Annotated in this window: 24 protein-coding genes and 2 pseudogenes; 13 read left to right on the forward strand and 13 right to left on the reverse strand. The window is 66.7% G+C overall.

All coding sequences use genetic code 11. From position 1 onward, the window contains the following. Position 1 precedes the first annotated feature (1 nt). The 6 genes from ACFQBT_RS11440 (at position 2) to ACFQBT_RS11465 (ending at position 5,872) form a co-directional block, all read left to right on the forward strand. Complete coding sequence (locus tag ACFQBT_RS11440; protein ID WP_377822794.1) at positions 2 to 235, forward strand: hypothetical protein; 234 nt, start codon at positions 2 to 4, stop codon at positions 233 to 235. A 112-nt stretch (positions 236 to 347) separates the two neighbouring features. Next, a complete protein-coding gene (locus ACFQBT_RS11445; protein WP_291525032.1) occupies positions 348 to 1,640 on the forward strand; it encodes an AAA family ATPase in 1,293 nt (430 codons plus the stop codon). A 5-nt stretch (positions 1,641 to 1,645) separates the two neighbouring features. Continuing rightward, a complete protein-coding gene (locus ACFQBT_RS11450) occupies positions 1,646 to 1,864 on the forward strand; it encodes a hypothetical protein (RefSeq protein ID WP_291525031.1) in 219 nt (72 codons plus the stop codon). Positions 1,865 to 2,139: 275 nt separating this feature from the next. Beyond that, positions 2,140 to 3,084, forward strand: coding sequence for a hypothetical protein (locus ACFQBT_RS11455; RefSeq protein ID WP_377822797.1), 945 nt, complete (start codon positions 2,140 to 2,142; stop codon positions 3,082 to 3,084). 132 nt (positions 3,085 to 3,216) lie between these two features. Further along, on the forward strand, positions 3,217 to 4,446 hold the full coding sequence (locus ACFQBT_RS11460) for a vWA domain-containing protein (protein WP_377822799.1): 1,230 nt from the start codon (positions 3,217 to 3,219) through the stop codon (positions 4,444 to 4,446). Positions 4,447 to 4,720: 274 nt separating this feature from the next. Next, positions 4,721 to 5,872: a P-loop NTPase family protein gene (locus tag ACFQBT_RS11465; protein WP_291525025.1), complete on the forward strand. Its 1,152-nt coding sequence runs from the start codon at positions 4,721 to 4,723 to the stop codon at positions 5,870 to 5,872. Between the two features lie 64 nt (positions 5,873 to 5,936). Here the strand turns inward: ACFQBT_RS11465 and ACFQBT_RS11470 are convergent, their stop codons facing one another. Then, positions 5,937 to 8,627 (reverse strand): ATP-dependent DNA helicase RecG, encoded by a 2,691-nt coding sequence (locus tag ACFQBT_RS11470; protein WP_377822801.1) that lies wholly within the window; start codon positions 8,625 to 8,627, stop codon positions 5,937 to 5,939. 40 nt (positions 8,628 to 8,667) lie between these two features. On the opposite strand from ACFQBT_RS11470, the gene ACFQBT_RS11475 reads away from it, so the two are divergent. Both ACFQBT_RS11475 and ACFQBT_RS11480 read left to right on the forward strand, forming a co-directional pair. Further along, entirely contained in the window at positions 8,668 to 9,291 is a 624-nt protein-coding gene (locus ACFQBT_RS11475; protein ID WP_377822803.1) for a hypothetical protein, read from the forward strand. A 32-nt stretch (positions 9,292 to 9,323) separates the two neighbouring features. Next, positions 9,324 to 9,716 (forward strand): hypothetical protein, encoded by a 393-nt coding sequence (locus tag ACFQBT_RS11480; protein ID WP_291525019.1) that lies wholly within the window; start codon positions 9,324 to 9,326, stop codon positions 9,714 to 9,716. A gap of 169 nt (positions 9,717 to 9,885) precedes the next feature. Here the strand turns inward: ACFQBT_RS11480 and ACFQBT_RS11485 are convergent, their stop codons facing one another. After that, on the reverse strand, positions 9,886 to 11,319 hold the full coding sequence (locus ACFQBT_RS11485) for an IS1380 family transposase (RefSeq protein ID WP_377822805.1): 1,434 nt from the start codon (positions 11,317 to 11,319) through the stop codon (positions 9,886 to 9,888). 143 nt (positions 11,320 to 11,462) lie between these two features. After that, positions 11,463 to 11,687 carry a DUF2188 domain-containing protein gene (locus tag ACFQBT_RS11490; protein WP_291522154.1) on the reverse strand — a complete coding sequence of 75 codons (225 nt, stop codon included), beginning with the start codon at positions 11,685 to 11,687 and terminating at the stop codon, positions 11,463 to 11,465. 295 nt (positions 11,688 to 11,982) lie between these two features. On the opposite strand from ACFQBT_RS11490, the pseudogene ACFQBT_RS11495 reads away from it, so the two are divergent. Next, positions 11,983 to 13,175 (forward strand): annotated as a pseudogene (locus ACFQBT_RS11495) (alcohol dehydrogenase catalytic domain-containing protein). An 87-nt stretch (positions 13,176 to 13,262) separates the two neighbouring features. Here ACFQBT_RS11495 and ACFQBT_RS11500 read toward each other — a convergent pair. Both ACFQBT_RS11500 and ACFQBT_RS11505 read right to left on the reverse strand, forming a co-directional pair. Next, the gene (locus ACFQBT_RS11500; protein ID WP_377822808.1) at positions 13,263 to 14,588 is read right to left on the reverse strand and encodes an ISL3-like element ISPfr2 family transposase; all 1,326 of its coding nucleotides are present in this window, start codon (positions 14,586 to 14,588) and stop codon (positions 13,263 to 13,265) included. A gap of 632 nt (positions 14,589 to 15,220) precedes the next feature. Continuing rightward, complete coding sequence (locus ACFQBT_RS11505; RefSeq protein WP_003941073.1) at positions 15,221 to 15,532, reverse strand: putative quinol monooxygenase; 312 nt, start codon at positions 15,530 to 15,532, stop codon at positions 15,221 to 15,223. Positions 15,533 to 15,640: 108 nt separating this feature from the next. On the opposite strand from ACFQBT_RS11505, the gene ACFQBT_RS11510 reads away from it, so the two are divergent. Together ACFQBT_RS11510 and ACFQBT_RS11515 are read left to right on the forward strand one after the other, a co-directional pair. Continuing rightward, positions 15,641 to 16,582 (forward strand): GlxA family transcriptional regulator, encoded by a 942-nt coding sequence (locus tag ACFQBT_RS11510; protein WP_003941078.1) that lies wholly within the window; start codon positions 15,641 to 15,643, stop codon positions 16,580 to 16,582. A 516-nt stretch (positions 16,583 to 17,098) separates the two neighbouring features. Beyond that, positions 17,099 to 18,121 (forward strand): site-specific integrase, encoded by a 1,023-nt coding sequence (locus ACFQBT_RS11515; RefSeq protein ID WP_377822811.1) that lies wholly within the window; start codon positions 17,099 to 17,101, stop codon positions 18,119 to 18,121. A gap of 307 nt (positions 18,122 to 18,428) precedes the next feature. Here ACFQBT_RS11515 and ACFQBT_RS11520 read toward each other — a convergent pair whose 3' ends face one another. The 7 genes from ACFQBT_RS11520 to ACFQBT_RS11550 form a co-directional block, all read right to left on the reverse strand. Continuing rightward, the gene (locus ACFQBT_RS11520) at positions 18,429 to 19,010 is read right to left on the reverse strand and encodes a hypothetical protein (RefSeq protein ID WP_291522072.1); all 582 of its coding nucleotides are present in this window, start codon (positions 19,008 to 19,010) and stop codon (positions 18,429 to 18,431) included. Then, positions 19,007 to 19,546: a DUF6286 domain-containing protein gene (locus tag ACFQBT_RS11525; protein WP_291522070.1), complete on the reverse strand. Its 540-nt coding sequence runs from the start codon at positions 19,544 to 19,546 to the stop codon at positions 19,007 to 19,009. The genes ACFQBT_RS11520 and ACFQBT_RS11525 overlap by 4 nt, the downstream gene beginning before the upstream one ends. Before the next feature lie 256 nt (positions 19,547 to 19,802). Further along, a complete protein-coding gene (locus tag ACFQBT_RS11530; protein ID WP_377822812.1) occupies positions 19,803 to 19,931 on the reverse strand; it encodes a hypothetical protein in 129 nt (42 codons plus the stop codon). Then, entirely contained in the window at positions 19,924 to 20,100 is a 177-nt protein-coding gene (locus ACFQBT_RS11535; protein WP_291522066.1) for a DUF2273 domain-containing protein, read from the reverse strand. The genes ACFQBT_RS11530 and ACFQBT_RS11535 overlap by 8 nt, the downstream gene beginning before the upstream one ends. Before the next feature lie 354 nt (positions 20,101 to 20,454). After that, on the reverse strand, positions 20,455 to 20,793 hold the full coding sequence (locus ACFQBT_RS11540) for an Asp23/Gls24 family envelope stress response protein (RefSeq protein ID WP_291522065.1): 339 nt from the start codon (positions 20,791 to 20,793) through the stop codon (positions 20,455 to 20,457). Continuing rightward, positions 20,762 to 21,268 carry an Asp23/Gls24 family envelope stress response protein gene (locus ACFQBT_RS11545; RefSeq protein ID WP_291522063.1) on the reverse strand — a complete coding sequence of 169 codons (507 nt, stop codon included), beginning with the start codon at positions 21,266 to 21,268 and terminating at the stop codon, positions 20,762 to 20,764. Before ACFQBT_RS11545 ends, ACFQBT_RS11540 begins: the two co-directional genes overlap by 32 nt. Positions 21,269 to 21,403: 135 nt before the next feature. After that, positions 21,404 to 22,267 (reverse strand): DUF2382 domain-containing protein, encoded by an 864-nt coding sequence (locus tag ACFQBT_RS11550; protein ID WP_377822815.1) that lies wholly within the window; start codon positions 22,265 to 22,267, stop codon positions 21,404 to 21,406. 306 nt (positions 22,268 to 22,573) lie between these two features. Here ACFQBT_RS11550 and ACFQBT_RS11555 point away from each other — a divergent pair, with 306 nt between their 5' ends. Then, entirely contained in the window at positions 22,574 to 23,359 is a 786-nt protein-coding gene (locus ACFQBT_RS11555; protein ID WP_377822817.1) for a TetR/AcrR family transcriptional regulator, read from the forward strand. A 286-nt stretch (positions 23,360 to 23,645) separates the two neighbouring features. Here the strand turns inward: ACFQBT_RS11555 and ACFQBT_RS11560 are convergent. Beyond that, positions 23,646 to 24,761 (reverse strand): annotated as a pseudogene (locus tag ACFQBT_RS11560) (IS1380 family transposase); the annotation flags it as partial. A 191-nt stretch (positions 24,762 to 24,952) separates the two neighbouring features. Between ACFQBT_RS11560 and ACFQBT_RS11565 the strand changes: the two are divergent. After that, a complete protein-coding gene (locus ACFQBT_RS11565) occupies positions 24,953 to 26,251 on the forward strand; it encodes a hypothetical protein (protein WP_377822819.1) in 1,299 nt (432 codons plus the stop codon). Positions 26,252 to 26,260: the final 9 nt, after the last annotated feature.

The following is a 26,260-nucleotide window of genomic DNA, read 5'->3' on the forward strand; positions in this document are numbered from 1 at the left end:
CATGGGTACATCAACGGCTGTTCAGGCTCGCGACACCGCGGGCCGTTTCGCCCCCACTCACCGCGACGAACCTGAGACGTCGCTGACCGGACCAAGCCAGACGGGGTCCGACTGGTCCCAGCCGGACCTGTGGGTTGGCACCGACGACGATGGTCACTACAGCGACGACAACTTCGACTTCGACGCGAAGCTGGCTCCCTGGCCGGTCTCCAAAGCCTGCGACGCACCGTTCTAGCCGAGCATCAGCGGGCGGACGTCGAAGTCAGTTTCATGAAGCGAGCGTGCTCGCGTGTGCGAAGCCTGGCACCGGACGATCGCGAAGCGGGCGGGCGTCGCACCGTAGGTGCATGACTCAGACAGCAGCCGTTCTCGGCCCCGGCTTGGACGACCTCGACGACCTGTTCGGTCGTTCGCCTGCCCGTGAGCAGCACTCCGACAGCGTCGAACCCGACAGCGCCGCAATCGAACCCGTTGCAGACCCCTATGCACCGATCGTGCTGACAGAGGGTTCGTTGGTGGCGCAGGTGCTGTACCAGGCGGCGGTCGGCACCCCGGCGATTGTGGTGGATTCTCCGCCCGGTGGCGGAAAGACGACGACGATCTGTCAGATCACCAACTACTTGGTGACCCGGCTGGGTCAGCGCGTCACCATCGGCGTTCCGCGCCGCAACCAAGCCCGCGACCTGGCCAAGCGTCTTGGTCAGTGCGTCGACCCGTCCACCATTCACCTGGCGTTGTCCAAAGAGGCACCGATGGACGGCTTCTCCAGCCACGCGCCGACCGCGAAGGTGGAGATCCGCACGTTGGCGTCGTTGAAGATGTCGAAGTCGTCGGGGCGGACGCTGATCGTGGATGAGGCGTACCAGACGACGACTGAGGAAGGTGCGGCCGCAGCAGCCAATTTCGAGCAGGTGATCGCGGTCGGCGACCCAGGCCAGATCGGCCCTGTCGTGCCAGTGGCGACGTACGCCTGGAAGTCCGCACCACACGCCCCGTTCGCGGCGACGCTACGCGCACGTTCAGACTCCTGGACTTCCAGCCTGCCGACGACCTACCGACTGGGTGCGGCGACCGCAGCAGCGATCAACCCGCTCTACCCGTTCCCGTTCGACTCTGGACGCCCCGACACCTACTTGCGCGCCGGTACCACGAGACTGCCGGAACTGGCTGGGGTGCAAACGGTTTCGGTTCCAACTAGCGCAACCGATCAGGGCCTACTGAGCGCCGCCATCGCGGCAGTGTGGCGACTGGTCGGCACCGAGCTGATGGGCGACCACGGCGTGCGGCCCATCGAGCACAGCGACATTGTGGTGTGTGCTGCGCTTCGGTCCCAGGTCACTGCGTTGCGAGCGATGCTGTTCGCGGGCGGACTCGGGCAGGTCGGGATCGGCACCGCTGATGAAATCCAGGGCGGTCAGTGGGCCGCTGTCGTTGCGGTGGACCCTCTGGCCGGTGGGCAGGCGTCGGCGCACCACGCCGACATGGGCCGGTTGTGCGTCATGGCGTCCCGTCACACCGCGCACCTTTCGTTCGTCCACGACGGCGCGTGGCGCACCGGCCCGATGGGCGAGTTGGCCCCCAAGCAGGTCCGAGCGCACCGCAACCTGCGCCGTGCCCTCACCAGCGAAACGCTGGCGTGACCGTCGTGGCGACCCAGATCAACGACGGCGTTATCGCAGTCCGCGGCGCGTTCTCGGTTCTGGCTCAGCGCTTGGCCGACGCCCGAGCGCAGCATGGCGACGTGCATGTCGCGGACTTGCGGATCGAACTCGTTGGCGACAACCGCAACCGCGTCGAGATGGCCGCTGCGATGTGCGTGCCCGCCGGCGGACCGACCGACGGTTGCCCGCTCTGCGGGAACTGACCGACACGGTCTAGTACAAGCGGCGCGCTTGGTCCCGTCCGCGTTTGCGATGGACGGCCGGACCAGCGTGGGGACGTCGCAATCGGTTCCGTCGGTTCGCGCGCAGCGCGGTCGGCCCGTCGCACCGTACGGGCATGACCAATTCGTATGTTCAGACTCAACGCGCGGCGTCGTCGACGGCGGTTGCCGCGGGCCGGTTACCCCTGCGTCGCACGGCTTTTGGCGGCTGCGCCCCGACCCTGTACGGGGCTGGCGCGATCCAGTGCGATGCGATCGTGCAGATCACGCCTCGCGGGGTGGAAGTGCTGGTGGGTGGCAAAGCGTTGCCGCAGGCGGCGCTCTCGTCACTGCTCGACTATCGGCTGGTGTTCCCGACGCCGACCGAGCGCGCGGCGCTGGTTGGCCTGTTGCAGCGCAAAAACCTGCTCAACCTCGCACACGCGATCGAGGTCACCGGCAGCTTCCCCGCAACCGGTCGCCAGGTCGTGTTGACGAAGGCGTTGGAGCGGGCGTACTGGCTGCCAGACACGATGGATTCGACGTTGGCCACATGGACCACAATCATGCGGGTGCGTGAGAGCGACCCATCGCGCGTCGCTGCTTCGCTGGCCAGCATCGTGACCCCGAAGTGGCAGCACCGCACCGATGGCACCCTGACCGCGAAGGTGGGTTCGCTGCTGACGTCGATCGACAAGTTCGCGCTTCGCGCCGACGACCTGGCCTACGCCCGCACGAACCGCGCCGCCGCGCAGCAGTACCGCAAGTCGTGCTCGATCGCGACGCTGTGGAACGGCGCGCTGGCGATGGACGAATTGGCCCGTCAGGAAGCGATCGAATCCGGCGAAGTCGTGCGCACCGAGGTTACCGAGCGGTCCACGAAGGTCGTCACGGTGCCGCTGGGCGACCCCAACGACCCGTGCAAACTGCGGCCCGACACTTCCGTCCTGCTGTTCGCTCAACCGGGCGACCCGGTAGTCCGGGCAACGCTAGGGGCCATCACCTACGTCAACGGTCGCCTGTGCGGGGAACTGTCGTTCTCCTCGAAGGCGGGCCTGGCTGCGGCGATGCCGCAGGGACTGTTCCTGACCGCCGAGCCGAGAACATTTGACGGGGTGATCAACTCCGGTACCCGATGGTCCGGCCGCGCCGTCACCGACGGGGCTGCCGTCGAGTCGCTGAACGTCCCGCTGGAACTCGCCGTGGCCGGTGCACCCCGCTAACCGAGTCGGCCAGCGCGGGGCCTGCCGCAGCGGCCCGCGTCGCGATCGGTGTCGTCTGTTTGCGCGTAGCGCGGGCGGGCGAAACCTGTGCGATGCAGCAAGCACAGCGCCGCTGCGTCGCACCGTAACAGCATGACGACGACTCAGACCCCTTCCCAGGCGGACCGGGCGCGGTTTGCGCTGTGGCGTGACGCCGCGGCTGACAAGATGCCGTACCTGGCGCCGATCCTGTTTCGGTTCGTGCCGGTGCGCACAACGTCGATTGACTCTTTCGCCGTGGACAGTCGGCTGCGTTGCTACGTGAACTTCGATGCTGTGGCGGACTGGCCGCAGGAGCAGTTGGCCTTCGCTCTGCTGCACGAGTGCGGACACGTCTGGCAGGAGCACGACGCCCGCGCGAGGGCGATTGGTCTGTCCGACAACGACGCTCAGGCTCAGAGGGACTTCAACGCCGGGGGCGACGCGGCGATCAACGACGACCTGGAATCATTGGGTTTCGACTGCACGAACTTCATCACGCCGGCCACGCTGGGTGAGCCGGAACACTTGACCGCCGAGCACTACTACGGCGTGATCCGGGGCAAGCGTGCCGCGCGTCAGTCCCAGCAGGGCCAGCAGGGTCAGTCCGGCGGCGAGGGCCAGTCCGGCGATGGAAACGGTCAGCCGTTCCGTGGCTGCGGTTCGGCCTCCGGCGGGCAGTCCGCGCCGTGCGAACTGCCCGACGACGGCGGTGAGTTGGGCGAGGGCTACGGTGGCTCGTCGGGCGCTGACGTTGATGCTGCGCTGGACGCTGTGGCGCACGAAATCTCCGATGCGGTGCGCAAAGGCCGCGGTGACATCCCGGGAAGCATGATCACTGAAATGCAGCAGCGGCTTGCCCCACCGAAGGTGCCGTGGCAGCAGGTGTTGCGGTCGGCGGTGCGGCGCAACCTGGCCGTCGCGGGCCGCGGTCACCGGACGCCGACGCGGCGTAACCGTCGCCGTCACAACGCGACCCTGGGTGGCCGCAAGTTGATCCTGCCTGGCCAGGTGAAGCCGACTTTGGACGTGGTTTTTGTGCGGGACACGTCGGGGTCGATGAGCGTGGCTGAGTTGAACGCGATCGGTAACGAAGTTGAGGGCGTGTCCAAAGCCGCTGGTATCAAAGGTAACCGGCTCCAAGTGATCGACGTTGACTCTGTCGCGTACGAGCCGCGCCCGTACGCCGGGCTCGACACACTGAACGCCGTGCAGGGCCGGGGTGGCACCGACATGGGTGCAGGTCTGGTCCGTGCAGCGCAGATGAAGCCGCTGCCGTCGCTGGTGATCGTCGGCACCGACGGTGGCACCTACTGGCCGTCGGAGGCTCCCCGTTCCCGGTGATCATCGCGATCACCGGCACCCAAGCGGACGGTGGGATGCCGACCCCGGAATGGGCACAGGTCGTCTACGTCGACTTCTGAGCTATCTGCCGCCGGAGCCGAGTCTCCGGCGGCGGTGCGGGCCGATGCAAGGCATCGCCGCCCGCACGTGGTGACCTCGATCTGGTGGTTGCCCGACGGACCCGCTCTCGCGGGGCCACCCGTCGGCCAACGGCGAGCACGTCCTCGGCGCTCTCGGCGTCGAGGACAGACAGCGCGCGTCGCACCGTAAGCGCATGACTACTACGAAGCGAACCTCGTTCCCCGGCACCGTGACCATGCGCGTGACTGCCGCCGCGATCAAGGGCGGTTGCCCGATCGTGTTCTCGTCCAACCCTGGCCAAACGAAGTCGGCAACCTTATCGAACTGGCTGTCCGCGTGGGGCCATCACTTGGAGGTCGTCAGCGGCGGCAACCGGGAGCCTTCGGACTTCCTGGGCTTACCGGTCGAGACCGTCGAAGGCTTCACGGGTTACGCCGCGCTCGGCTGGGCGATGCGACTGGTCAAGGCGGGCGAGTCCGGCAAGGGTCCGGGGCTGTTCCTGGACGAGTTGAACCACGCCTCGGAGGACACCATGAAGGCGATGCACCGGGTGCTGGAGGAAAGGTGGGTGGGCGACACCCCGTTGCCTGCCAACACCGCGATCATCGCGGCGATCAACCCTCCGAGTGTCGCGACCGGCGCGGTGGAATTGCCTGCGGCAGTGGCGAACCGGATGCTGCACCTGGAATGGGTCACCGACTTCGACTCCTGGGCGAACGGTTTGGTGGCCGGGTTCACCGACATGCCGGTGCCCTCGATGGACGAGTTGGCCCCCGGTGGCGACGTCCCGAGCCGGTTGTTCTGGTCCACGCAGGTCGCTTCGTTCCTGCGTCAGGTTCCCTCGATGCGCGATGCGACCCCTGACGATGTGTCGGCGTGCTCGGGTCCGTGGCCGAGCCTGCGGTCGTGGACTAAGACGGTCGACGTCCTAGCGAACCTGCACCCCGACGACGCGGACGCTATCGCGGCGACAGTCAAGGGCCTGGTCGGTGATGCGGCGCACCGGCAGTTCCGCGAGTTCCTGCGGACGAACCGCCTGCTCGATCCGCGGGCCGCGCTGGCCAACCCGGCCAGCGTCGACTGGGCCCGGATCGAGCCGGACGTCGTGTGGGCGCTGGGTCAGTCGGTCCTGGCGTTGTCGCAGGACGACGCCACCGGGGCGACCTGGTCCAAGGCTCTGGCCCTGGCCTTGGCTGGCTCGCAGGCCGGGTTCCCCGACAAGACGTGGACTTTCGCCCGCAAGCTGCTGACGAACATCCCCGAGGGCAGAAAGATCCCTGCCGCGGTACGTGACGAGTTCGCTGACCGTCTGGCGGAGATTGGTCTACTGCGCCGGGCTGCCTGACCCTACCAAGCCGACACCGCCCACCCCGCGCGAGAGCCAAGCCGGGGTGGGCGGTGTCTTTTGCTCAGCGAGTTCCGAGCCAGTCGATCCCGTCTTGGCCGATCACGTCTTCGATTTCGGCCCGCAACGTGGGGTGCCGGCGCAGTTGAGGGTCGGATTCGATCAGCCCTTGCGCGTCGGCGCGGGACCATTCGATGAGGTCGGTGTCGGTCAGTAGGTCGGCCACTTTCAGGTCGCCCGCCTTGCCGGACTGTTTGGTGCCCGTGAGTGATCCGGCCCCACGAATGGCCAGGTCGCGGCGTGCGAGCTCGAACCCGTCTGTGGAGTCGACGAGTGCCTGCAAACGGGACTGTGACGAATCGGCCAGCGTCGAGGCGGGTTTGGACGGGACCAACCAGCACTTACCAGCGTGCTGTCCGCGCCCCACCCGGCCGCGCAACTGGTGCAACTGGGTGATGCCAAAGTGTTCGGCGCCGGTCACCACCATCACGGTCGCGTTCGGGATATTGACACCGACCTCGATGACGCTGGTCGCCACGAGCACATCCAACGTGCCAGCGCGCATCGCGTCCATCACCGCGGAGCGCTCCGCCGGCGTCTGCTTGCCGTGCGCGACCCCGATCCGGCGGCCCGGCAGCAACGTCGACACTTCTGCCGCCATCACATCGGCACCCTTGGCCGACTTGGCTTCGGAGTCGGCGATGCTCGGAGTCACCACGAACACCTGGCGGCCATCGTTCAACGCCTGGGTCACGCTGGCCCACACCGCAGATCCGGCGTTGGTCAACTGGTCAGGGTCGACGCAGTGCGTCACGATCGGTGAGCGGCCCGGAGGTAGTTCGTCCAGCACCGACACGTCCAGGTCGCCGAAAGCCGTGATCAGCGCGGTGCGCGGCACAGGCGTTGCCGTCATCACCAGCAGGTCAGGGATAGCTCCCCCGGTTGCTTTGTCCGTCAACGCCTTTCGCTGCTCCACTCCGAACCGATGCTGCTCATCGACCACCACGAGCCCGAGCCGGTGGAACTGCACTTGCTCGGCCAGCAACGAACTGGTGCCGACGACGATGTCTACGGACCCGTCGACCAACCCGGCCAGTACCTGTTTGCGGGCTCGGCCAGTGATCTTGTTCGTCAACAGTTCAACCCGCACCGGGCGTGTGACGCCGTCGCTGTCTGTTAGTTCGATACCGTCAGCGAGCTCGGCGAAGTCTCGATGGTGCTGTGCCGCAAGGGCTTCCGTGGGTGCCATCAGTGCGGCGCTGGATCCGGCATCGACCGCGTGAAGCATCGCCAGGAGGCTGACCAAGGTCTTGCCCGAGCCGACCTCTCCTTGCAGCAGCCGGTTCATCGGGTGTGGCGCGCTTAGGTCGGCGGCGATCTCCGAGACCGAGCGTTGCTGCGCGCCGGTCAATGAGTACGGCAGCACGCCAAGCACTTTCGCCCACAACTCGCCCCGTGCGACATGCGCGATACCCGCGGATGCACCCAACGCTCGATGAGACCCGGCCAGTGCTAGTTGCCAGCGCAGCAGTTCGTCGTACGCGATTCTGCGACGGGCAGACTGGGCGTGCCTCATGGTCGCCGGCAAGTGCAGGTCGACCAGGGCCGTGTGCCGGTCAGGCAGGCCACGGGCCAGCGTCATGTTGCGCGGTACCGGGTCCGTCGTGGGCGGCAACCGTTGCGCGGCCTCCTTCGCTGCCCGTCGCACGCTCCAAGTGGTGACCCCATGCTTGCCGGATGCCGGGTACACCCCAATGACGGCGTTGGTCATGTCAGACCCGTCACCGTCGATGCGGTCACAGATAGGGTTTCGCACTTGCAGGGCGCAATAGCCCGACTGGCTGACCCACTCCCCCAGCACGCCGGAGACCAGCAGGCGGTCCCCCACTCGGAACTTCTTGGCGATCCAGGCCGCGTTGAACCACGTCAGGCTCACTTGCTGCTTGTGGGCCGAGCCGGTGTCGCGGACTTTCACGATCGAGGCTCCGCTGCTTCCTCGTGGCGGCGTCTTCACGGAGACAACCTCACCGACGAACGCGACCTGTTCTCCGACGCTGCAACGATCGACCGGTTGGGGGTTGGAGCGGTCCAGGTAACCGCGGGGCACCGTGTGGAGGAGGTCGTACGCGGACACAATCCCCATTCCGGCGAGCCCGGCGACCGTGGTCGGGTCGACGGCGTCCAGGTCGGACATCGACACCCCGTGCAGCGCAGCGACGGTTCCGTCTGTGTCGAAAGGCACCGGGGCGGCCCCTACGCTGCGGTGAGGCTGCGGCTGTCGCAACGCTGCCGCAGGAGTTGGCGCCGCCACCGGGCGGTACCACCATGTCCACTTCTCCAGCACGGCGCGCAGCGCAGCGTCCATCCCGCCATCGGGTAGCAGCATCTCGAACCGACCCTGCGCGGCGTCCCAGATGGCGCCGGGCAGGGCCGCGCCGACGTCGGCCACCGGCATCAGGCGCGGGTAGATCTCGACGACCTGACCAGACACGACAACCAAGGGCAATTCCAGGTCGCCGACTTCGGCTTGCTCACCAGCTTCGTCGACGACGATCAACCCGGCCTGCTCGAACGCGGCGTCCAGTCGTTGTCCGCGGTCCAAGCAGAATCGCCCGTCGTCGGTAAGTGTCGCTCCCAGCGTCAGCGCCCAAGGCCGCAGTCGCTCAGGGATGGACTCCAGCACAATCCGCGGCGACTGCGTGGTGCCGGTGACGATTGCCAGCGGAGCGTTGTCGGGGACGATCGGGTAGTTCACCAAGAGACGGTGCGACGCAGCGTCGTAAGCAGCTTCGGCTATGCGATGGGCCGAGCGCAGCGAAGAGCCGTCGCACCGTAGCGGCATGAGCAATCTTTCCGACCAGAGCGTTGACCTGATCGACGCCATTGAGACTGTCCCGTTCAAGACCGGCCGCGTCGTCGTGGCAATCGCCGAAGGCGACCTGGATCTGGCTACCCGGCTAATCGAGGGCGGCGTTCCCGCGTCCGGACTGGACGAGTTCGATGCGCTGCTGATCGCGTCCCGTTTCGACTTCGCCACGGGTACGGCGGTCGCTGCCGTGCTGCACGGCGACGAGACAACCGCGCTGCTGGGAGTCGCGTTGATGCGGAAGGTTGGTTCTGCCCCGGCGAAGCCTGCTGCCAAGCCGAAGGCCGCGCGCAAGCCGCGCGCCACCAAGACCGAGCAGCCCGTTGTTGAGCTTGCTGAAACCGAACCCGCTGCGGTGGGCACCGCACCAGCGCCCCAGCCGAACCCGGTGGATGCCTTCCTGTCGACCGAACCTGACCCGGAGCCGGAGGTTATGCCTGACGAGCTCGAGCCCGTCGCCGAGCCGGTTGTTCAGCCCGAGCCTGCGTTCGAGCAGGAACCAGCGCTCGTCGGCGCGATGCCGGTCCCGGACTTCGACCTGGACAACTTCTAAACCGCCCGGTCGGCGCGTCGCACCGTTCGCCCATGTCCGAAGCCACCAAGCCGATCTGGTTCACCGCCCCCGAGGTGAACCAGTCCGCTACCCCGTTGCCGGAGCACGTTCGCTCGATGCTGCACGGCATCGGGTTGGGTATCTCGGTGCTGGCGGCAGCGAAGGTGACGTGCTGGGCCGACCTGGACGGGGTGCTGCCAGAGCCGTTGCGGCTGACGGACACCCAGATGTCGCTGGTCAACGCCAACACCCATGTCCTGGGTCTTCTGCGTCCCAAGTCGAAGGTGGCGATCTGCCCGGTGTGCGGACGCTGGCAGATGTACTCCAGCACGGCACCGAGCCGCTGCAACATGTCGCTGCACTGCAACGGCAAGCCGGTGCAGGCCAAGCCGTTCCGTCGCGCCGAGGTGCCACCGGAGGACTAGCCTCGATCTTTCATCGGGCGGACGTGTGCCGTCGTTGACGGCGTGATCGCCGGTTCTGGTGTCGATTCTGCCTGATGGGTGTGACAAGTCCCCGCGATGTCGTTCGCGGTGGGCGCCGGTTTCCACGTGGCCGGTAGTCGTGCGGGGTCGTCGGGACGGGTGCCGGTGGTCACCCCGGCGCGGTCGCTGCCGGCGCGGTCGCTGCCGGCGCGGGGTCGTGTAGTCGTTTCCAGGCAGTGATTACGAGGTCGGCGTTTGCTGCGGTTTCCTTGATGTGCAACAGGATTCGGCGACTGTGCCGGGCGATAGCGGCCGGGATCGTGAAGACCCGTAACCGTAGTTTCTTTTCCCAGCGGCGTGCCTCGTGCTCGGCGTCGAACCCGATCAGCTGGGTCCAGGCGATCAGGTCGGCCGCGAGCATCACGATGGCGCACCAAATCTGGTTGGCGGTGAACCCTTTCAGCGGCAAGTTCCGCAGCCCGGTGTCCTTCGCGATCCGGATCCGGTCCTCACACCGCGCCCGCCGCCGGTGCCGCAACTCCAGGTTCGCCAGTTGCCCGCGGGTGGTGTTGGTCGCGAACGCGGTCAACCGGTACCCGTCGACGTCGTCGAACCGCAACTGCGCTCCGGGGTGGGGTCGTTCCCGGCGCACGATGACCCGCATCCCTGCCGGCCAGCCGGACAACAGACCGCGGAACGTGAGCAGGCCGGTCAGTTCGACCACGTCCGCGCCTTCGCGGACCTCGCCATCGGCGTTCAGTGCTGCCTGCCACGCCTTGGCCGGGATCAGCCGGTACAGCTCGGGCAGGCACGCGGGCAGGGTGAACCCGACCGAGTACGAAACACCCCGGCGGGCAAGCCACCTGGTGTACTCCTGGGTTCCGCCGCCGCCGTCGGTGCGGATCAGCACCTTGCGGCCCGGCCGGGCCGGGTTGATCCCGGGCAGCTGTTTGAGCGCGTCCCGGGTGACCTGGATGTGGTCGGCGGCGGTGTTGGAGCCGGCGTTACCCGGCCGCAACTGCATCGCCAATGGTTCACCGGTCCCGTCCGGGCCGTGGTCCACGAACGCACACAACGGGTGGAACCCGAAGCCTTTCTTGAACGTGGGCTTGGCTTCTTCCTTGTCCGAGTGCGCGGTGATCAGCGTGGCGTCCAGGTCCACGATCAACGGATCGGTGGCGGTCACACCGTGGGTCGGTGCGCGCTCACCGGCCAGCGCCCACGCGGGGGCACGGGCGGCACGTCGTGCGGCCGCCACCTGCTTCAACACGCGGTGGGCGTCCGCGGCCAACGCGGTGATCGTGCGAGAGATCGTTGCCTCGGATCCAACCGGTCCGTACACGTCGGCCTCGGACCGGATCACTGCCGCGTCCGCCAGGCAGTCACCGCCGAGCGCCAGCGTCACGGCCAGGTCGGTGAGCACCTTGGCCGGGTGATGCACCGCCGCCGGCTTGCGCCACCCATCCAGAGCCCGCGCCATCGCCGGGGACAGACCCGTCACCTCCGCGGCCGTGGTCAGCAAAACCCCGCCCGCCGAACCAGCCGCCGACACCGGTGCCGTGTCGACCTGAACAGACGGGTAGAACCCGGTAGTCTTCTTCACCTGGAAGGTGCTCCTCGAACTGGTTCCGATAGTTGCTTCGCAACACCTATCGTCCCAGGTCAGGAGCACTTTTCAGTTCACAACACGGCCGTCGACACCGACACCCGATGAAATCTCGAGGCTAGCGCGGCCGTTTTCGCAGGTCAAACGGCCTGTGACGGGTGCGGATCGTTCCCATAGGAGTTGCGCTCTCCGATGGTGCCGTCCATCTTCTTGATGATGTGTTCAGCTCCTCGATCCTTGGCCATCTCGCGCCCCACGCTCTGAGCGGCCGCCTTGGTCTCGTGCGTGTTGCTGGCGCGGCTGTTCCCCTGGGGCCGGTTCTTCCACTGGCCGCCTTCATGGTAGGTCTCGATGCTGTTCGCCATGTCGTTTCACCCCCTCTCCACCCTCGTCCTGCAATCAGCATGAAGGAGTTGAGGCACCTTAGGGTGGGTGCGGCCTTTACGGAGTTATGCACTGTGGCTCAAACGACTGTTTTCGCAACCTCGAGACTGGCCAATATGAGTGCCCGTGCGCACCCGCCGACTCGCGAGATGGATGCCCCGACGCGGTTGCCTCAGCCTGGAACATACAACCGCACTCTGGTTAGCTACAGGCAGACCCGTAATCCACGGGGCCCTCGATGGGCCGCTAGCTGGGGCGGTCGAAGGAGTGAAGGACATGGCAACTGGTAACCGCGCCGTGGTGTTCCACGGTACCGAAGACATGCGAGTCGACACCGTCGATTACCCCAAGCTCGAGATGCCGAACGGCCAGAAGGCCCCCACGGCGTCATCCTCAAGCTCGTCGCAACGAACATCTGCGGGTCCGACCTGCACATCTACCGCGGTTCGTTCGCGGCGCCCGAGGGCATGCTCATGGGTCACGAGATGACTGGGCAGGTCGTGGAGGTCGGCCCTGACGTCGAGTTCCTGTCCGAGGGCGACCTCGTCTCCGTCCCCTTCAACGTCGCCTGCGGCCGCTGCCGCAACTGCCGCGCCCGCCACACCGAGGTGTGCGAGACGACGAACCCCGACGCCTCCTGCGCCGCCTACGGCTTCAACCTGGGTAACTGGGACGGCGGCCAGGCCGAGTACATGTTCGTGCCCTACGCTGACTTCCAGCTCTTGCGCTTCCCCGATAAGGACCAGGCCATGGAGAAGATCCGCGACCTGGCGCTACTGTCGGACATCCTCCCCACCGCATTCCACGGTCTCATGGAAGCCGGCGCCAAGCCGGGCTCCACCGTGTACATCGCCGGCGCTGGCCCCGTCGGACGCTGCGGCGCTGCTGCGGCCCGCCTGCTCGGCGCGTCGTGCATCATCGTCGGCGACTACGACCAGAAGCGACTCGACCTCGTCAAGCGCAACGGCTGCGAGACCATCGACCTGTCCAAGGACGTGCCCCTGACCGACCAGATCGAGGCCATCCTCGGTGAGCCGATGGTCGACAGCGCCGTCGACTACGTCGGAGCCGAAGCTCACGGCATCGGTTCCGACGCGGACAAGCTCATGCCGCAGGCCGCGATCAACCAGGTCATGGACGCAACCCGAGCCGGCGGCGCCACGGGCGTCATCGGTGTCTACGGGCCCGACCCGCTCGCGCCGACGCAGGAAGGCAAGGAAGGCACCTTCCCGCTCGACTTCGGCAAGGTATGGATCAAGTCGCCCCGCATCTCCGCGGGCCAGGCGCCGATCATGCATTACAACCGTGAACTCATGATGGCCATCCTGTGGGACCGCATGCCCTACCTGAGCGACATGCTCAACACCAAGGTCATCAGTCTCGACGAGGCCCCTGACGCATACGTGAAGTTCAACGAGGGTTCGGACGAGAAGTACATCATCGACCCGCACGGCATGATCAAGAACTGACAAGCCGCATCCCGTGAGTGGGGTCCTCAACCAAAACGGTTGAGGACCCCACTCACGCATGTAGCGCAAACGAAGGTTTTTGCAGGCTCATCCCAATCGGGGGTGTAGGAGTTGGGGTCTGAAGCCGCCGGTCTCGAGCAGGCTTCGGGCGATGTAGTTGGTCAGGTTGCGGAACCCGAGTGCGGAGCCGCGCAGGTGTTCGAGCCGTCCGTTGAGCGCCTCGGTCGGCCCGTTGCTGGTGCCGGGTCGTTCGAAGTAGGCGAGCACGTCAGCGGCTCGCTTCTTCAGGGTCCGGCCCAGGGTGGTGAGCTCGGTGAGCACCTTGGGGACGCCGGCGCTGACGTCGGTGATCAGCTTCTCCATGAGCTCGCGACCACGTTGCCGGTCCTCGTGGCGATAGGCGGCGATCATGCGCTGGTAGACACCCCAGGTCGCCTCGACCTCGACGTGAGCGTCATCAACGAACAGCGCGCGTAGCCTGTCGCTCTGCTTGTCGGTGAGCAGGTCCGCGCCGGTGTGCAGCGTGCGCCGCGACTTGTAGAGCGGGTCGTCCCTGAACCCACGGTGCCCGTGGATCGCGAGTTGGACCCGGCGCCGGCACCTGTCGAGGGCGTCACCGGCCAGCCGCACGACGTGGAAGGGATCCATCACCGTGACCGCGTCCGGGATCTCCTCTGCAGCGGCGGTCTTGAACCCGGTGAAGCCGTCCATCGCGACCACCTCGACCGCGTCACGGAAGGCGTCGTCGCGGTCGGCGAGCCAGGTCTTGAACGCCGCCTTCGACCGGCCCTCGACCATGTCCAGCAGCCTTGCTGGGCCGGCGCCATCGCGGACCGGGGTGAGGTCGATGATCACGGTGACGTACTTGTCGCCACGCCTGGTGTGGCGCCAGACGTGCTCATCGACGCCAATGACCTTCACGCCCTCAAACCGCGTGGGGTCGTTGATCAGCAGCCGCTTGCCCTCAGCCAGGACCGCGTTGTTGGCGGTGTCCCACGCGACCCCGAGTCCCTCGGCGACACGGGCGACGGTGAGGTGTGCGACCACGATCCCTTCCAGCGCCCACCGCAGCCCGGTGCGCGAGAGCTTCGCGCGTGGCTCCCCCGCGGCGCTGGTGTCTTGGCGCCACACGTGTCCGCAGTCGGCACAGCGGTAGCGGCGCACTACAACTTCCAGCACGGTCGGTCGCCAGCCCAGCGGCTCGTGGGCCAACCGCCGGATCACGGTGTCACGAGCAGCGCCTTCGCTGCCGCACCGTCGGCACCACTGATCTGGTTCCACCACGCGGCACGCGAGGACCGCACGATCCGGTTCAAGTCGTTGTCCGGTCACGCTCAGACCGAGGCCGTCGAGTCGAGCGAAGGCGGTCAGGTCAGGGCGGCCGAAGCCGGCCGGCGGGGTAGCGTCGGACACGTCGAGGTCTTTCGGATGGATGGCGTAGGAACCTCCGTCGTCGGGAGACCTCGACGTCTATCTGCGGACCGACGCGCCCGGCCGACCTTCACCCTCATCTGAGAAGCCCCCTGAAACGTCTTCGACGACGACGGGACCGGCGAGGAGGAGGGCGCGGTGAGCTAAAGGAATGGAGCTTGCTCGGCTTCGACGCCGCCGCAAGCTCCGGTGAAACGGTCGGTACTGGTCGGTCGTCGTCGGTCACCACCGGATGGCGGCGTCCCCCACGCTCGGCGTTTGCGCAGGTCAGCGGCTCGTTCGCCCAGTGGGCGCATCAAGCGGTAGACGCAAAGCCGACGTGATTAGGTCGTCGGTTCGATTCCGACAGGCGGCTCCGGCGAACAGCCCCTGACCTGCGGAAACGCAGGGCAGGGGCGGTTCGGTTCTGGTGGTCGCGCGATGCGCTGGCCTCACGGCTCTGCCCGACACCGACGTCGCTCTCCTCTACGACGGACCCCTCGCCGGCTGAGCGCTCGCGGCCGGCATCCTGGCCGTGTGCCGATAGGCCTCGCACCGCTCGGCAACGCAGCGTGGCGTTGCGTCGCGACCTGGCGACGGCTCGGCGGGGCGCGATCGTCTCGTGCGTTGGCGGACTACGGGAGCTTGGACGCGAGGACGTCGGCCGCCAGGATCTCGGGTGCTGCGCCGAGGAGGTGCTGGTTGGCCATCAGGGCTGCGACGATGGCGCCGTTGGCGTGGGCGTCGCGAGCGGCCTCGTCGGGGAACGCATCGAAGATCCAGAAGGTGTCGGCGTGGGTCCTGACCGCGAACCAGACAATCGTTCCTACTTCTTCGTTGGCGAGCGCGACAGCGCCGGCGAGCAGATCGGCGAGCGCGTCGTGCTGTCCATCGGCCGCGACGATCTTGGCGACGAAGGCATAGGGAAGTGATGCGGGTGTGGACATGAGGGGTTCTCCTAGGTGTCGAGGTTTCTTGGTGAAGCGAGTTCAGCGTAGGACGAGCAAGGGCATGTGAGAAGTGGCGTATACGGCAGTATTGCTATTGTTCGCGCCATGCGTATCGGACTGATCGCGATCGACGGCTGCTTCGGTTCGGCTGTCGCGTCGGTCATCGACATCGTGCGGGTGGCCGACGGAGCCCGCGGCGATGTCGACCCGCGGATTGACCCGATCGAACTCGCCATCCTCGGACCGAAACGGAGAGTGACCACGACGGCATCGATGACCCTGTCGGTGGACCACCCGCTGTCGGAGTCCGCAGAGTTCGACGTGGTCGTCGTCCCTGCGCTTGGAACCCTCACGGCCGCCGCTACCAACGACGCCCTCCAGAGCCGAGATGCTCGTTCGGTCATCGCCTCGCTCGGGCGTCTCGACGACGCGACCACCCGGATCGCCGCGGCGTGCACCGGCGTGTTCGCTGTCGCCGAGACCGGACGGATGCATCATCGGCGGGCGACGACCAGCTGGTTCCTGGGGCCGGAGTTCCTGAAGCGCTATCCGACCGTCGCCCTCGATCTCGACACCATGGTCGTGGTCGACGGGAACCTCGTCACCGCCGGCGCCGCGTTCGCCCACATCGACCTCGCGCTCTCACTCGTGCGATCGATCAGCCCCGACCTGGCCCAACATGTCGCCAAGCTCCTCATCATCGACGAGCGTCCGTCGCAGGCGGCCTTCGTCGCCTACGAACATCTCCGGCACGAGGACCCGATCGTCGTCGAGTTCGAACGCTTCGTGCGCGCCCGCCTGGACGAACCGTTCAACGTCGCCTTCGTCGCGCAGTCGCTCGGCACCAGCCGGCGCACCCTCGAACGACGAGTCCGTGCGGCGCTCAACCTCACTCCGCTCGGCTTCGTCCAACGGCTTCGCATCGAACGAGCTCGGCACCTCTCAGCAACCACGGACCTCACCTCCGCCGAGATCGCGCTACGGGTCGGCTACGCGAACGCCGAGACTCTGCGCTCCCTCCTGCGTAGGGAGCGACGCCGTTCCTGACCTATCGCCATGCCTGTAGCCGGTGTCCTAGTGCTCGACTGGAACCACCTCTCAGCACGTCGCGTCGACGCTCCTGCGTCGCCCCTGGACGACCCACTCGACACGCCCGCAGCACAGGCCATGTGACGTGTCCCGGCTTCCCGGACGGTCGGGGTTGGGTGGCTGTGATGTCGCTGCGTTCTCGTCGAGGGGGTCAGCAGACTCGATCAGGGTCGATTGAGATGAGACGCGAAGGCGGTCAGGTCAGGGCGGCCGAAGCCGGCCGGCGGGGTAGCGTCGGTCACGTCGAGGTCTTTCGGATGGATGGCGTAGGAACCTCCGTCGTCGGGCGACCTCGACGTCTATCTGCGGACCGACGCGCCCGGCCGACCTACACCCTCATCTGAGAAGCCCCTTTTTGCACCCCTCCGTGTCGGTGACATCTGTTGTGGTCTGTATCCACCTATTACACGGGATAATTGAACAGAATCCCGCGTCACTACCGCCCTGGGCGGCTGCTCGCGCGATGATGCACCGGTGAGTATTGTCCAGCCCGACCAGCCGCCCGTTGCCCTCGGTGAGCTCGCCGCCGGCGACCAGGAGCAGCTGTCCGCGGCCGAGGCCGGCTACGCCGCTGCGGCCTGGGCACCCAACACGTTGCGCGGCTACCGAGCCGACTGGGCCGAATTCACCACCTGGTGCACCCAACATGGTCGCTCATCGCTGCCAGCGGACCCGGCCGCGATCACTGGCTACCTGACCCAGCTGGCCACCGCCGGCGCCAAGGTCGGCACCATCTCCCGGCGGCTGTCGGCGATCAAATTCGCCCATCGGATGCACGACCTGCCCGACCCCACCCTCAACGCCCGCGTCGTCACCGTCTGGGAAGGCATCCGCCGCCAACTGGCCACTCCCCCAGACCAATCCACTCCACTGCACCCACCGGTCCTATTCGACGTCCTGGACTCGTGCCCCACCACCTGGTCAACTAAACGAACCATCGCCAACCCTGAAACCGACCTGGGAGGGTTACGCGACCGGGCCCTGCTCCTGGTCGGATTCGTCGCGGCTCTACGCCGTAGCGAACTCGCCGACCTTAACGTCGACGAACTCGCCGACCACGAACTAGGACTCGTCGCCAGCCTGCGTCACTCCAAAACCAACCAGCACGGCAACCTCGAACTGGTCGTTTTGCCCTTCGGCACCAACCCGGCACACTGCCCAGTCACCGCACTCCGTACCTGGCTCTCACAAGCAGGAATCACCGAAGGGCCGGTGTTCCGTGGGATCACCCGCGGTAACCGCGTACGCCCCGGCCGGCTCCATCCCGAATCCATCAACACCATCGTGCAACGCGCTGTAGCCAGGGCCGGCCTGGACCCCACCGGCTACTCCGCGCACTCCCACCGCGCCGGGTTCGTCACCCACGCTCACCTGCGCGGAGCCAGCGACCGGGCGATCATGCATCAAACCAGACACCGCTCCCCCGCCTCCGTTGGCACCTACGTCCGCGTCGAATCCGCCTGGGTCAACAACGCTGCCACCACTCTCGGCATCTGAAAAAGGCTGGGGCTCTGCCCAAAGCGCTCAACCGTTTCCGCGGGTGCACGGCTTGGTTTTCGCAGGGTTCGGGCTACGAGTTTGACGCCTGTTGGACCGCGAACGACGCGGTCATCGGTGGGCATCGGTAGGTTGGCCGGATGCCTCTGGGGAAACCACCTGAGAGGCATCCGGCGAGTGTTGTCAACACCGGGTATTCGAATAGCAGGTATGTGCGTCTAGCGTTATCGGGGTCGCCGTCGTTGCCCCTCGGCCCACTCGGCGGCCGCGGTGTGGTCCTTCGTTTCACTCATCAGACTCTGAGTGATTAACGCACCCGGGCGGATGCGCTGGATTTGCCGGAGCCCCGGGGTCGAGCGATGAGGACGCGAGCACTCACTCCGTGGTCAGGGAACGCCGAGCGTAGATGCGCACGCATTTCCTGGATGGCTTGGATGATGCTGGGGCCGTCGGTTTGTTGGTCGGGGTAGGCGTTAACCAGCACGGTGGTGGCCCGCCCGTCCTGGGTGGCGTTAGCCGCCACCGAGCTGAACGGTCCGGCGTCCTGCAGGGTTTGCGCGATGGCGTTCGCCAGCGAGGAAGTGTCCATGGTGATCGTCCCCTGCGGGCCGCTTTGGGGCATCTTGGTCGCTTTGATGGTGTTGCGCCGCAGGTGCGCCAGTAGCCACCACAAACCCAGCACACCCAGGAGCAGGGTGATCGCGGCGAAGGCCCATGCCCACCAGCTGGTATCGGCCCAGATCGCCAACGATCCCAACGAGATCTGCTTGGGGTACCCGTGCAGCACCAGGTGGTAACGCCAGTCGAGCAGCACTAATCCTAGGGCCAGCATCAGTATCGCGACCACGATTGTGGCGAGCCGGTCGATCTTGTACGGGGCTCGGCTCATGCCTTGGCCTCCTGTGCCTGGACCGTCACCGGAAGGTCGCTCAGCGCGCCGACACGGTCGCTGATGCTTTGGGTCGCGGTCTGGGTGATCTGGTCCCGGTCTGATCCGGGTGTGGTATGCAGACTGACTCTAATCCGACGCGCGGTTACCCTGGAATGGGCTTGTAACACACCGGGTACGTCCTCAGCGGCGGCAGTGGCCAACTGGCTTAGCGCCGCCGGGCTGATCCACACGTCGGCCGCGTCGCTCTCGTCGGGGACCGGGCGGTGGGTGGCGCGGCGGGGTTTGAGTGCTGCGTAGAGCAGCACCACTCCGATGAGGAGCGTGATGACCGCTAAGGGGACGACCCAGTCGGCGCGGGTGGCGCCATCGACTGCCTCGATCGCGTCGCGGGACCAGGAGCGTCCGCGTGACCAGTGCTGGGTGACTGCCAGGTCGTGGATCCCGACCACGGCCAACGCGATGAGCAAGAAGGCCACCAAGCACCCGGTCACCGCGGCTACCGGCGCGGCCCTGGGGGTGTCCTTGGGGTTCATCGAACCCGCCTTTCAGTGGTCTCGAATTGGTCGGCCGTTAGCACGTGGACGGTGACGTCCACGCGCCGCACCTGGCTACCTGATAACCGGCTGGTGTCGGCACGCACCTGATCTCGGACGTGCGCAGCGATCTTTTCAACGGGCCCGGGCCAGGCCACGGCTATCTCGAGGGTGATCCAGCTGGCGGCACCGCGGATCGTGACCTGCGCGTTTGGGAAACCCCGCCCGCGGAGCTTATCCAGCCCGGAACGGTGGGTCACCGTGCCGGGCACCCCTGGGCGATGTGTTCGGCCAGGTGCTCGATGGCCGCCGCTCGCACGTCCAGGGTGCCGCGCTCGGCCGCGTCCTGAGTATCGGGAACGCCGCCGGAATGGACGTCAGCCACGCTTGCCGCGGGCCAATGCCGACAGGTCTAGCTCGCCTTCGAGGTACGCGCCCACGGCGAACCCGAGCACGCCGAGCACCAATGCGAGCAAGAATCCGGAGAAGCCGTCGACGGCGATGGCAATGGCCATCAACAGGCCGGCGAGAAGTCCAAGGGCAGATCGGTTCATGAGTAGTTCTCCTTGCGAGGGATGAGGTGTTGGACCCCAGGGGGATGGACGAGGCTTACAGTCGGCCGTACCGGCGTGCCCCGGGCCAGCCGCGGGGCAGTACCCCACGGATCGCGCGAACGGCGCCGCGTGTCCCTTTTTGAACTGAAGAAAGTGACGAGCTGCGGCGGACCACATAGGGCGGGGCGGACGCCGCCTGCCGTAGCCCACCGGACGACGTGGTACCGAACTGCCGATCCACGCGTTCCATGGCAGCTAGGTACTCCTGCGGATCTCCCCCCAGGTCGGGGTGCAGGCGACGCGCCACCGCACGCCGCGCGGCGGCGTGCGCAGCATTGCGGGGCGCGTCACGCGTCATCGTAGGGACTCGTCGGGGGCGGCGACATCTTCAACGGTCACGTCGATGCGGCCGGGGGCCACCCGTTGCACCGCGGCTCGGACGGCGTCAGCCGTGGCCGGCACCGGGTGGCCCCATGCGACCACGATGTGGATGTCAGACCCGGATTCTGCGGTGCGAACCCCGGCGACCCGGCGGCCGGGCAAATATGTGGCCACCTCACCGAACCTGCCGGAGTGCAGACCCTGCACGCCGGGGGTGGCCAACACAGCCTGGGCGATCGCATCAACGAGCTCCGGCCGTGCGGATCCACCCCCGACCCCCTCACTCGACACGTGATTGCTGTTGAGAGTCATCCTCGCTGCCGTCGTCGAGGAACACGTCATGGACGGTGATGTTGACCTCGGTGACCTCCAGTCCTGTCATCGCCTCGACCGTGCTGATCACATTGCGGCGAACCCCCGCCGCGAGGTCGGCGATAGCCACGCCGTATTCGGAGACCAGGTCGAGGTCGACCGCGGCCTGGCGTTCACCAACCTCCACCGTCACTCCCTGGGAGTAGTTGGTCCGCGAACCGGGAATCCTGTCCCGCAGGGCGCCGACCACACGGGCTGCGCCACCCCCGAGTTCATGCACCCCTGACACCTCCCGGGTGGCGATCCCAGCGATCTTCGCCACCACCGTGTCTGCGATCGATGTGCGCCCCTGGGACGTCACTAAGGGGCTGTCGTCCTCTCGCGACGACACCTCCGACCCGTGCTTGCGAGTGGTGGACTTTGCGGCGTCAGACGCGGCGATGTCGGACGAGGAATTGCCGTGCGTGTCAGTCATGCGCGATACCTTTCCGTGCTGAGATGGCTGATGTGTTCGGTGCGGCCCAGGGCCTGCGTACACCGTACAGGTTTGTTTTATCAGTTGCCCGCTCCTGCGGACCAGAGCGGCTCCCCGGATGCGATGAGGCCGCGTTCAGCGGTCGTCGCGACCTTGCCGCGCCGTGGCGTCGGCGTCGGTCTCGATCTGTTCCTTGCGGACTTCTTCGGTGACTTCCTGCTCACCGGCGACGGTCTCGGTGTCCAGCCTGACCCGCTCGACTGGCACGGTCTCCTTCTCGACCACGGGACGCTCGGCGTGCAGTGTGACCTCGTGCTCCTCCTCGGTTAGGTCACCGCCGGCAATCGCGTCGCCGCGGTTCTGCTCGGTGATCGGTTCGCGCACTACCCGCACCTCTTCGTGGCTGACCGGGACCGTGGTGGTGACGTTCTCGGTCACGATGTATTTGCGCAACCGAGCCCGCCCAGTCTCCACTTTCTCCGTGCCCACGTTTAGCTGCTCCTCCGAGCGCGTCATGGCCTGGTCGGTGGTCGGACCGGAAGTGTCCCGGCCCTTGACTCCCGGCTCGCCCGCCAGGTCCCTGCGCCGTTCGCCGGCCCCGTCGTCGTCCTGGCTTTCCCGGCCCCGCGGGATGCCGACATTCCCGAACTCACCCTGCTCTTGGCCGGTCTTCGCAGTGTCATGGCCGTAGGCCAGCCCGTAGTACTCGTACAGTTTCTGCTGTTGGTCCACCCCCAGATGCTGGTCAGCGTCGATCCGAGGAGCGTCCTTAACCTTGTCCTTGGTGTAAGGAACCTTGAGGGCGTCCCCGTCCGCCTCGGCATCATTGAGGGGAACGAACGTCTCGGATGTACCGAACAAGCCGGTCTTGACCGTCACCCACGCAGGCTGACCGGACTGGTCGTCCAGGTACACCTGGCCAATGGAGCCAATCTTGGCATCACTGGGGTCGACGGCGTCACCGCCGATAAGGGACTGAATCTGCTCTACAGAGATCACGTGTGTCGTCCTTACGGATTGAGATGTTTCGGTGACGCACCACCGACGGAACCGGCCCGGGATTGTCCTACGAGGTTCCCGGCCCGGGGGCCAGCGCTGACCGCCTGACCCGTGTACACCGTATATTAAATACGGTGTACGCGATGCACCGCAGGACGCAAGGCCTCCATACCTGTCTCCGTGGCTATAATTTGCACATCAATCAAGGGCCGATATCCAACGGCGGGTGCCATATAGAGCGGCGTGTTGAGGGCAGGGATCGTGATCAAGAGGACGGACCCACACGCCCCCGGTCCCCGTCGGAAGTTGTCCGCCGACCGCTTGATCACCGAGACCCTGGCCTTGGTTGACGAGCAAGGCATTGCGGCAGCCTCAATGCGGACGGTGGCTCGCCGGTTGGATGTGCAGGTCATGACGTTGTATCGCTACGTCGACAACCGTGAAGACCTTTTCGACGCTGTGGTCGACCACATCGTCGACGAACTCGATGACGACCCAGATATCGAATCGGCGGCGGCCGCAGGACAGTGGCGGCCCTATCTCACCAGTCTCGCGTGGGGGGTACGCCGCTATGCCCTCACTCACCCGCACGCCTTTCCCTTGGTGGCCACCAGGCCCCCACAGGCCCCGTGGATCAACCCTCCCCTTCGCTCACTGCGCTGGATCGAGCAGATGTTGCAGACCCTCGCTGGAGACGGTTTCTCCGATGAGCATGTGCTCTACACCTATCGGTGCTTCAACTCCTTCCTCCTCGGATACCTGCTTCTAGAGACCAGCGCCATGGTCATCGCGGATCCCAAACCAGGTGATGGGTCCTTCCAGGCCGGAGATGACGGCGGACCAGGGGATCCTGTGGACTCCACAGACCCCGTACCGGGGTCGCTCAGCCCCACTCGCACCGAGGGCCAGCGCGAGGACATCGCCGACTGCGACACCAGCGAAGACCTCATCGCCGTTGACCCAGAGCGATATCCGCTCATCCACCGGCTACGCGAGGGTCTGACCGAAGACCACTTCGAAGAAGAGTTCCGTGGCGGTCTGGAATTGCTCCTTGACCGCATCGAAGAACAACTCCAACAACACCCCAGCTGACGGGAAGAAGAACACCCCGCATGGGGACCGCGGCCCGCGGACTCGATGCTTCATCACGACCCTCCCGCGCGCGACCGGCTCAACTCGGCGCCCCTCGAGCCGACCAGGAAAGCCTGGCGCCAGGTTCGTCCGCTGGTTTGGTTCGGAAGGTGGCTTCGCAAGTTGCCGTTATCAATCAGGGGTGGGCGACGGAAGTGAGGGTAAGGTCGCCGACTCCCCGGTGACTGCGCCGAGCCCGGCCCCCACGGCAACCAAAAACGAGGGGGTGCACCTCGCTAACCGCTGGTCTCGCGATCCGGATCCGGTCCTCACACCGCGCCCGCCGCCGGTGCCGCAACTCCAGGTTCGCCAGTTGCCCGCGGGTGGTGTTGGTCGCGAACGCGGTCAACCGGTACCCGTCGACGTCGTCGAACCGCAACTGCGCTCCGGGGTGGGGTCGTTCCCGGCGCACGATGACCCGCATCCCTGCCGGCCAGCCGGACAACAGACCGCGGAACGTGAGCAGGCCGGTCAGTTCGACCACGTCCGCGCCTTCGCGGACCTCGCCATCGGCGTTCAGTGCTGCCTGCCACGCCCTGGCCGGGATCAGCCGGTACAGCTCGGGCAGGCACGCGGGCAGGGTGAACCCGACCGAGTACGAAACACCCCGGCGGGCAAGCCACCTGGTGTACTCCTGGGTTCCGCCGCCGCCGTCGGTGCGGATCAGCACCTTGCGGCCCGGCCGGGCCGGGTTGATCCCGGGCAGCTGTTTGAGCGCGTCCCGGGTGACCTGGATGTGGTCGGCGGCGGTGTTGGAGCCGGCGTTACCCGGCCGCAACTGCATCGCCAATGGTTCACCGGTCCCGTCCGGGCCGTGGTCCACGAACGCACACAACGGGTGGAACCCGAAGCCTTTCTTGAACGTGGGCTTGGCTTCTTCCTTGTCCGAGTGCGCGGTGATCAGCGTGGCGTCCAGGTCCACGATCAACGGATCGGTGGCGGTCACACCGTGGGTCGGTGCGCGCTCACCGGCCAGCGCCCACGCGGGGGCACGGGCGGCACGTCGTGCGGCCGCCACCTGCTTCAACACGCGGTGGGCGTCCGCGGCCAACGCGGTGATCGTGCGAGAGATCGTTGCCTCGGATCCAACCGGTCCGTACACGTCGGCCTCGGACCGGATCACTGCCGCGTCCGCCAGGCAGTCACCGCCGAGCGCCAGCGTCACGGCCAGGTCGGTGAGCACCTTGGCCGGGTGATGCACCGCCGCCGGCTTGCGCCACCCATCCAGAGCCCGCGCCATCGCCGGGGACAGACCCGTCACCTCCGCGGCCGTGGTCAGCAAAACCCCGCCCGCCGAACCAGCCGCCGACACCGGTGCCGTGTCGACCTGAACAGACGGGTAGAACCCGGTAGTCTTCTTCACCTGGAAGGTGCTCCTCGAACTGGTTCCGATAGTTGCTTCGCAACACCTATCGTCCCAGGTCAGGAGCACTTTTCAGTTCACAACACGGCCGTCGACACCGACACCCGATGAAATCTCGAGGCTAGCGCGGCCGTTTTCGCAGGTCAAACGGCCTGTGACGGCAAAACGTGGATGCCGCCAACCAACAAGGTATGGCTACCACCACATTCACCGAGTCCGCCCACCCACGCAACGCTGACGGAAGTTTCGCCGTCAAGCCCAACCGTGAGCCCGACGACGGATCGTGCCTCGCTACTCCTGGCCAGCAGATCGACACCGGCTTCCACCTGGACGACCCGGACGCCGAGCTGATGAAGACAGCCCGTGACGCCGTCCGGGCCAAGTTGGGAGAACTCGACGAGGACCTCGCCAGTGAGGCGTTGCTGCAATTCTTCGAGGCCCAGCAGCGGGCACAGAGCGCAGGCAGGCAGTTCGACCGGCCGACCAAGTACCTGTCGTCCATCGTCAATAACCTGATCCGGCAGCGGCGGATGGGCACCACGCGCGGCCCAGACATGAAGGCGATCGCCGCCCACATCGAGGCACGCAAGGTGTTCGAGAACGAGAACGGTCGGATGATGACCGCCGCCGAGGAGGACGAACTGTCCGAGCGCATCATCGCCGCGCAAGGCCAGGAGCGGGCCGAGCAGATCGCCGCCGGGCAAACGGCGGGGCTGACGCAGAAAGCCACCAAGGGTTACCACCGCCTGAAAGACCGTGCGGACCTGCCGTTCAGCGCGCTCCACGGCGGCTCCATGACCAGCGACCAGGTCGCCGAGACCTTGATGGATCGCGCAGCCGAGCGTGACGGTGATGAACTGTTCGAGGGCCGGGATCGGCTCTCGGAGCTCGACGTCCGCCGCGCCGACAAGACATTGACTACCTCCGGTGGCGCCCGAGCGGTGGCGCAGAAGGTACTGGACGGCACCGCGTCCGAGGCCGCGCACAAGGCTCTGTTCTCACCGTTCGAGGACGACCTGCACCCGCAGACCTCCCAGGTGATCGCGGAGAAACTGGCGAAGGCCAACTCCGACCAGGCGCGTGCGTTGTGGCGCGAACTCGCGGTTAACCCCGGCATGGCGGATCGTGTCGTGGAGGCTGCCCGCATGGGTGCGGCTAAGCAGCACCACGCAGGGGTTCGCGTCCCCGCACAGACGTTGCGTCGACTTGCGCCCGGAGCAGCAGTCGCCTGCCGGAAGGAAGTCGCCGCAGCAGGCGGGGCCGCCGCCGCGGCCCGGAAGTTGTCTCGCGGGGAGCTCACTGACCGACAGACTGCCGCGCTCCTGGCTCCCTGGGGCGGCGCGGACTGCCGCGCCAAGGACGCTCGTGCGATTTCCGCATGGCTGGCCGAGCAGGACGACGATGCCTGGAACGCTCACCTGGACGCAGTCACCAGGCCGACGGCGTCACCCGTTGCCGGCCCTGCCCGGCGTCAGGCAGCCGATGTGTAGAGGACAGGG

It is taken from the genome of Branchiibius cervicis (genome assembly GCF_042661605.1).
Lineage (GTDB): Bacteria > Actinomycetota > Actinomycetes > Actinomycetales > Dermatophilaceae > Branchiibius > Branchiibius cervicis.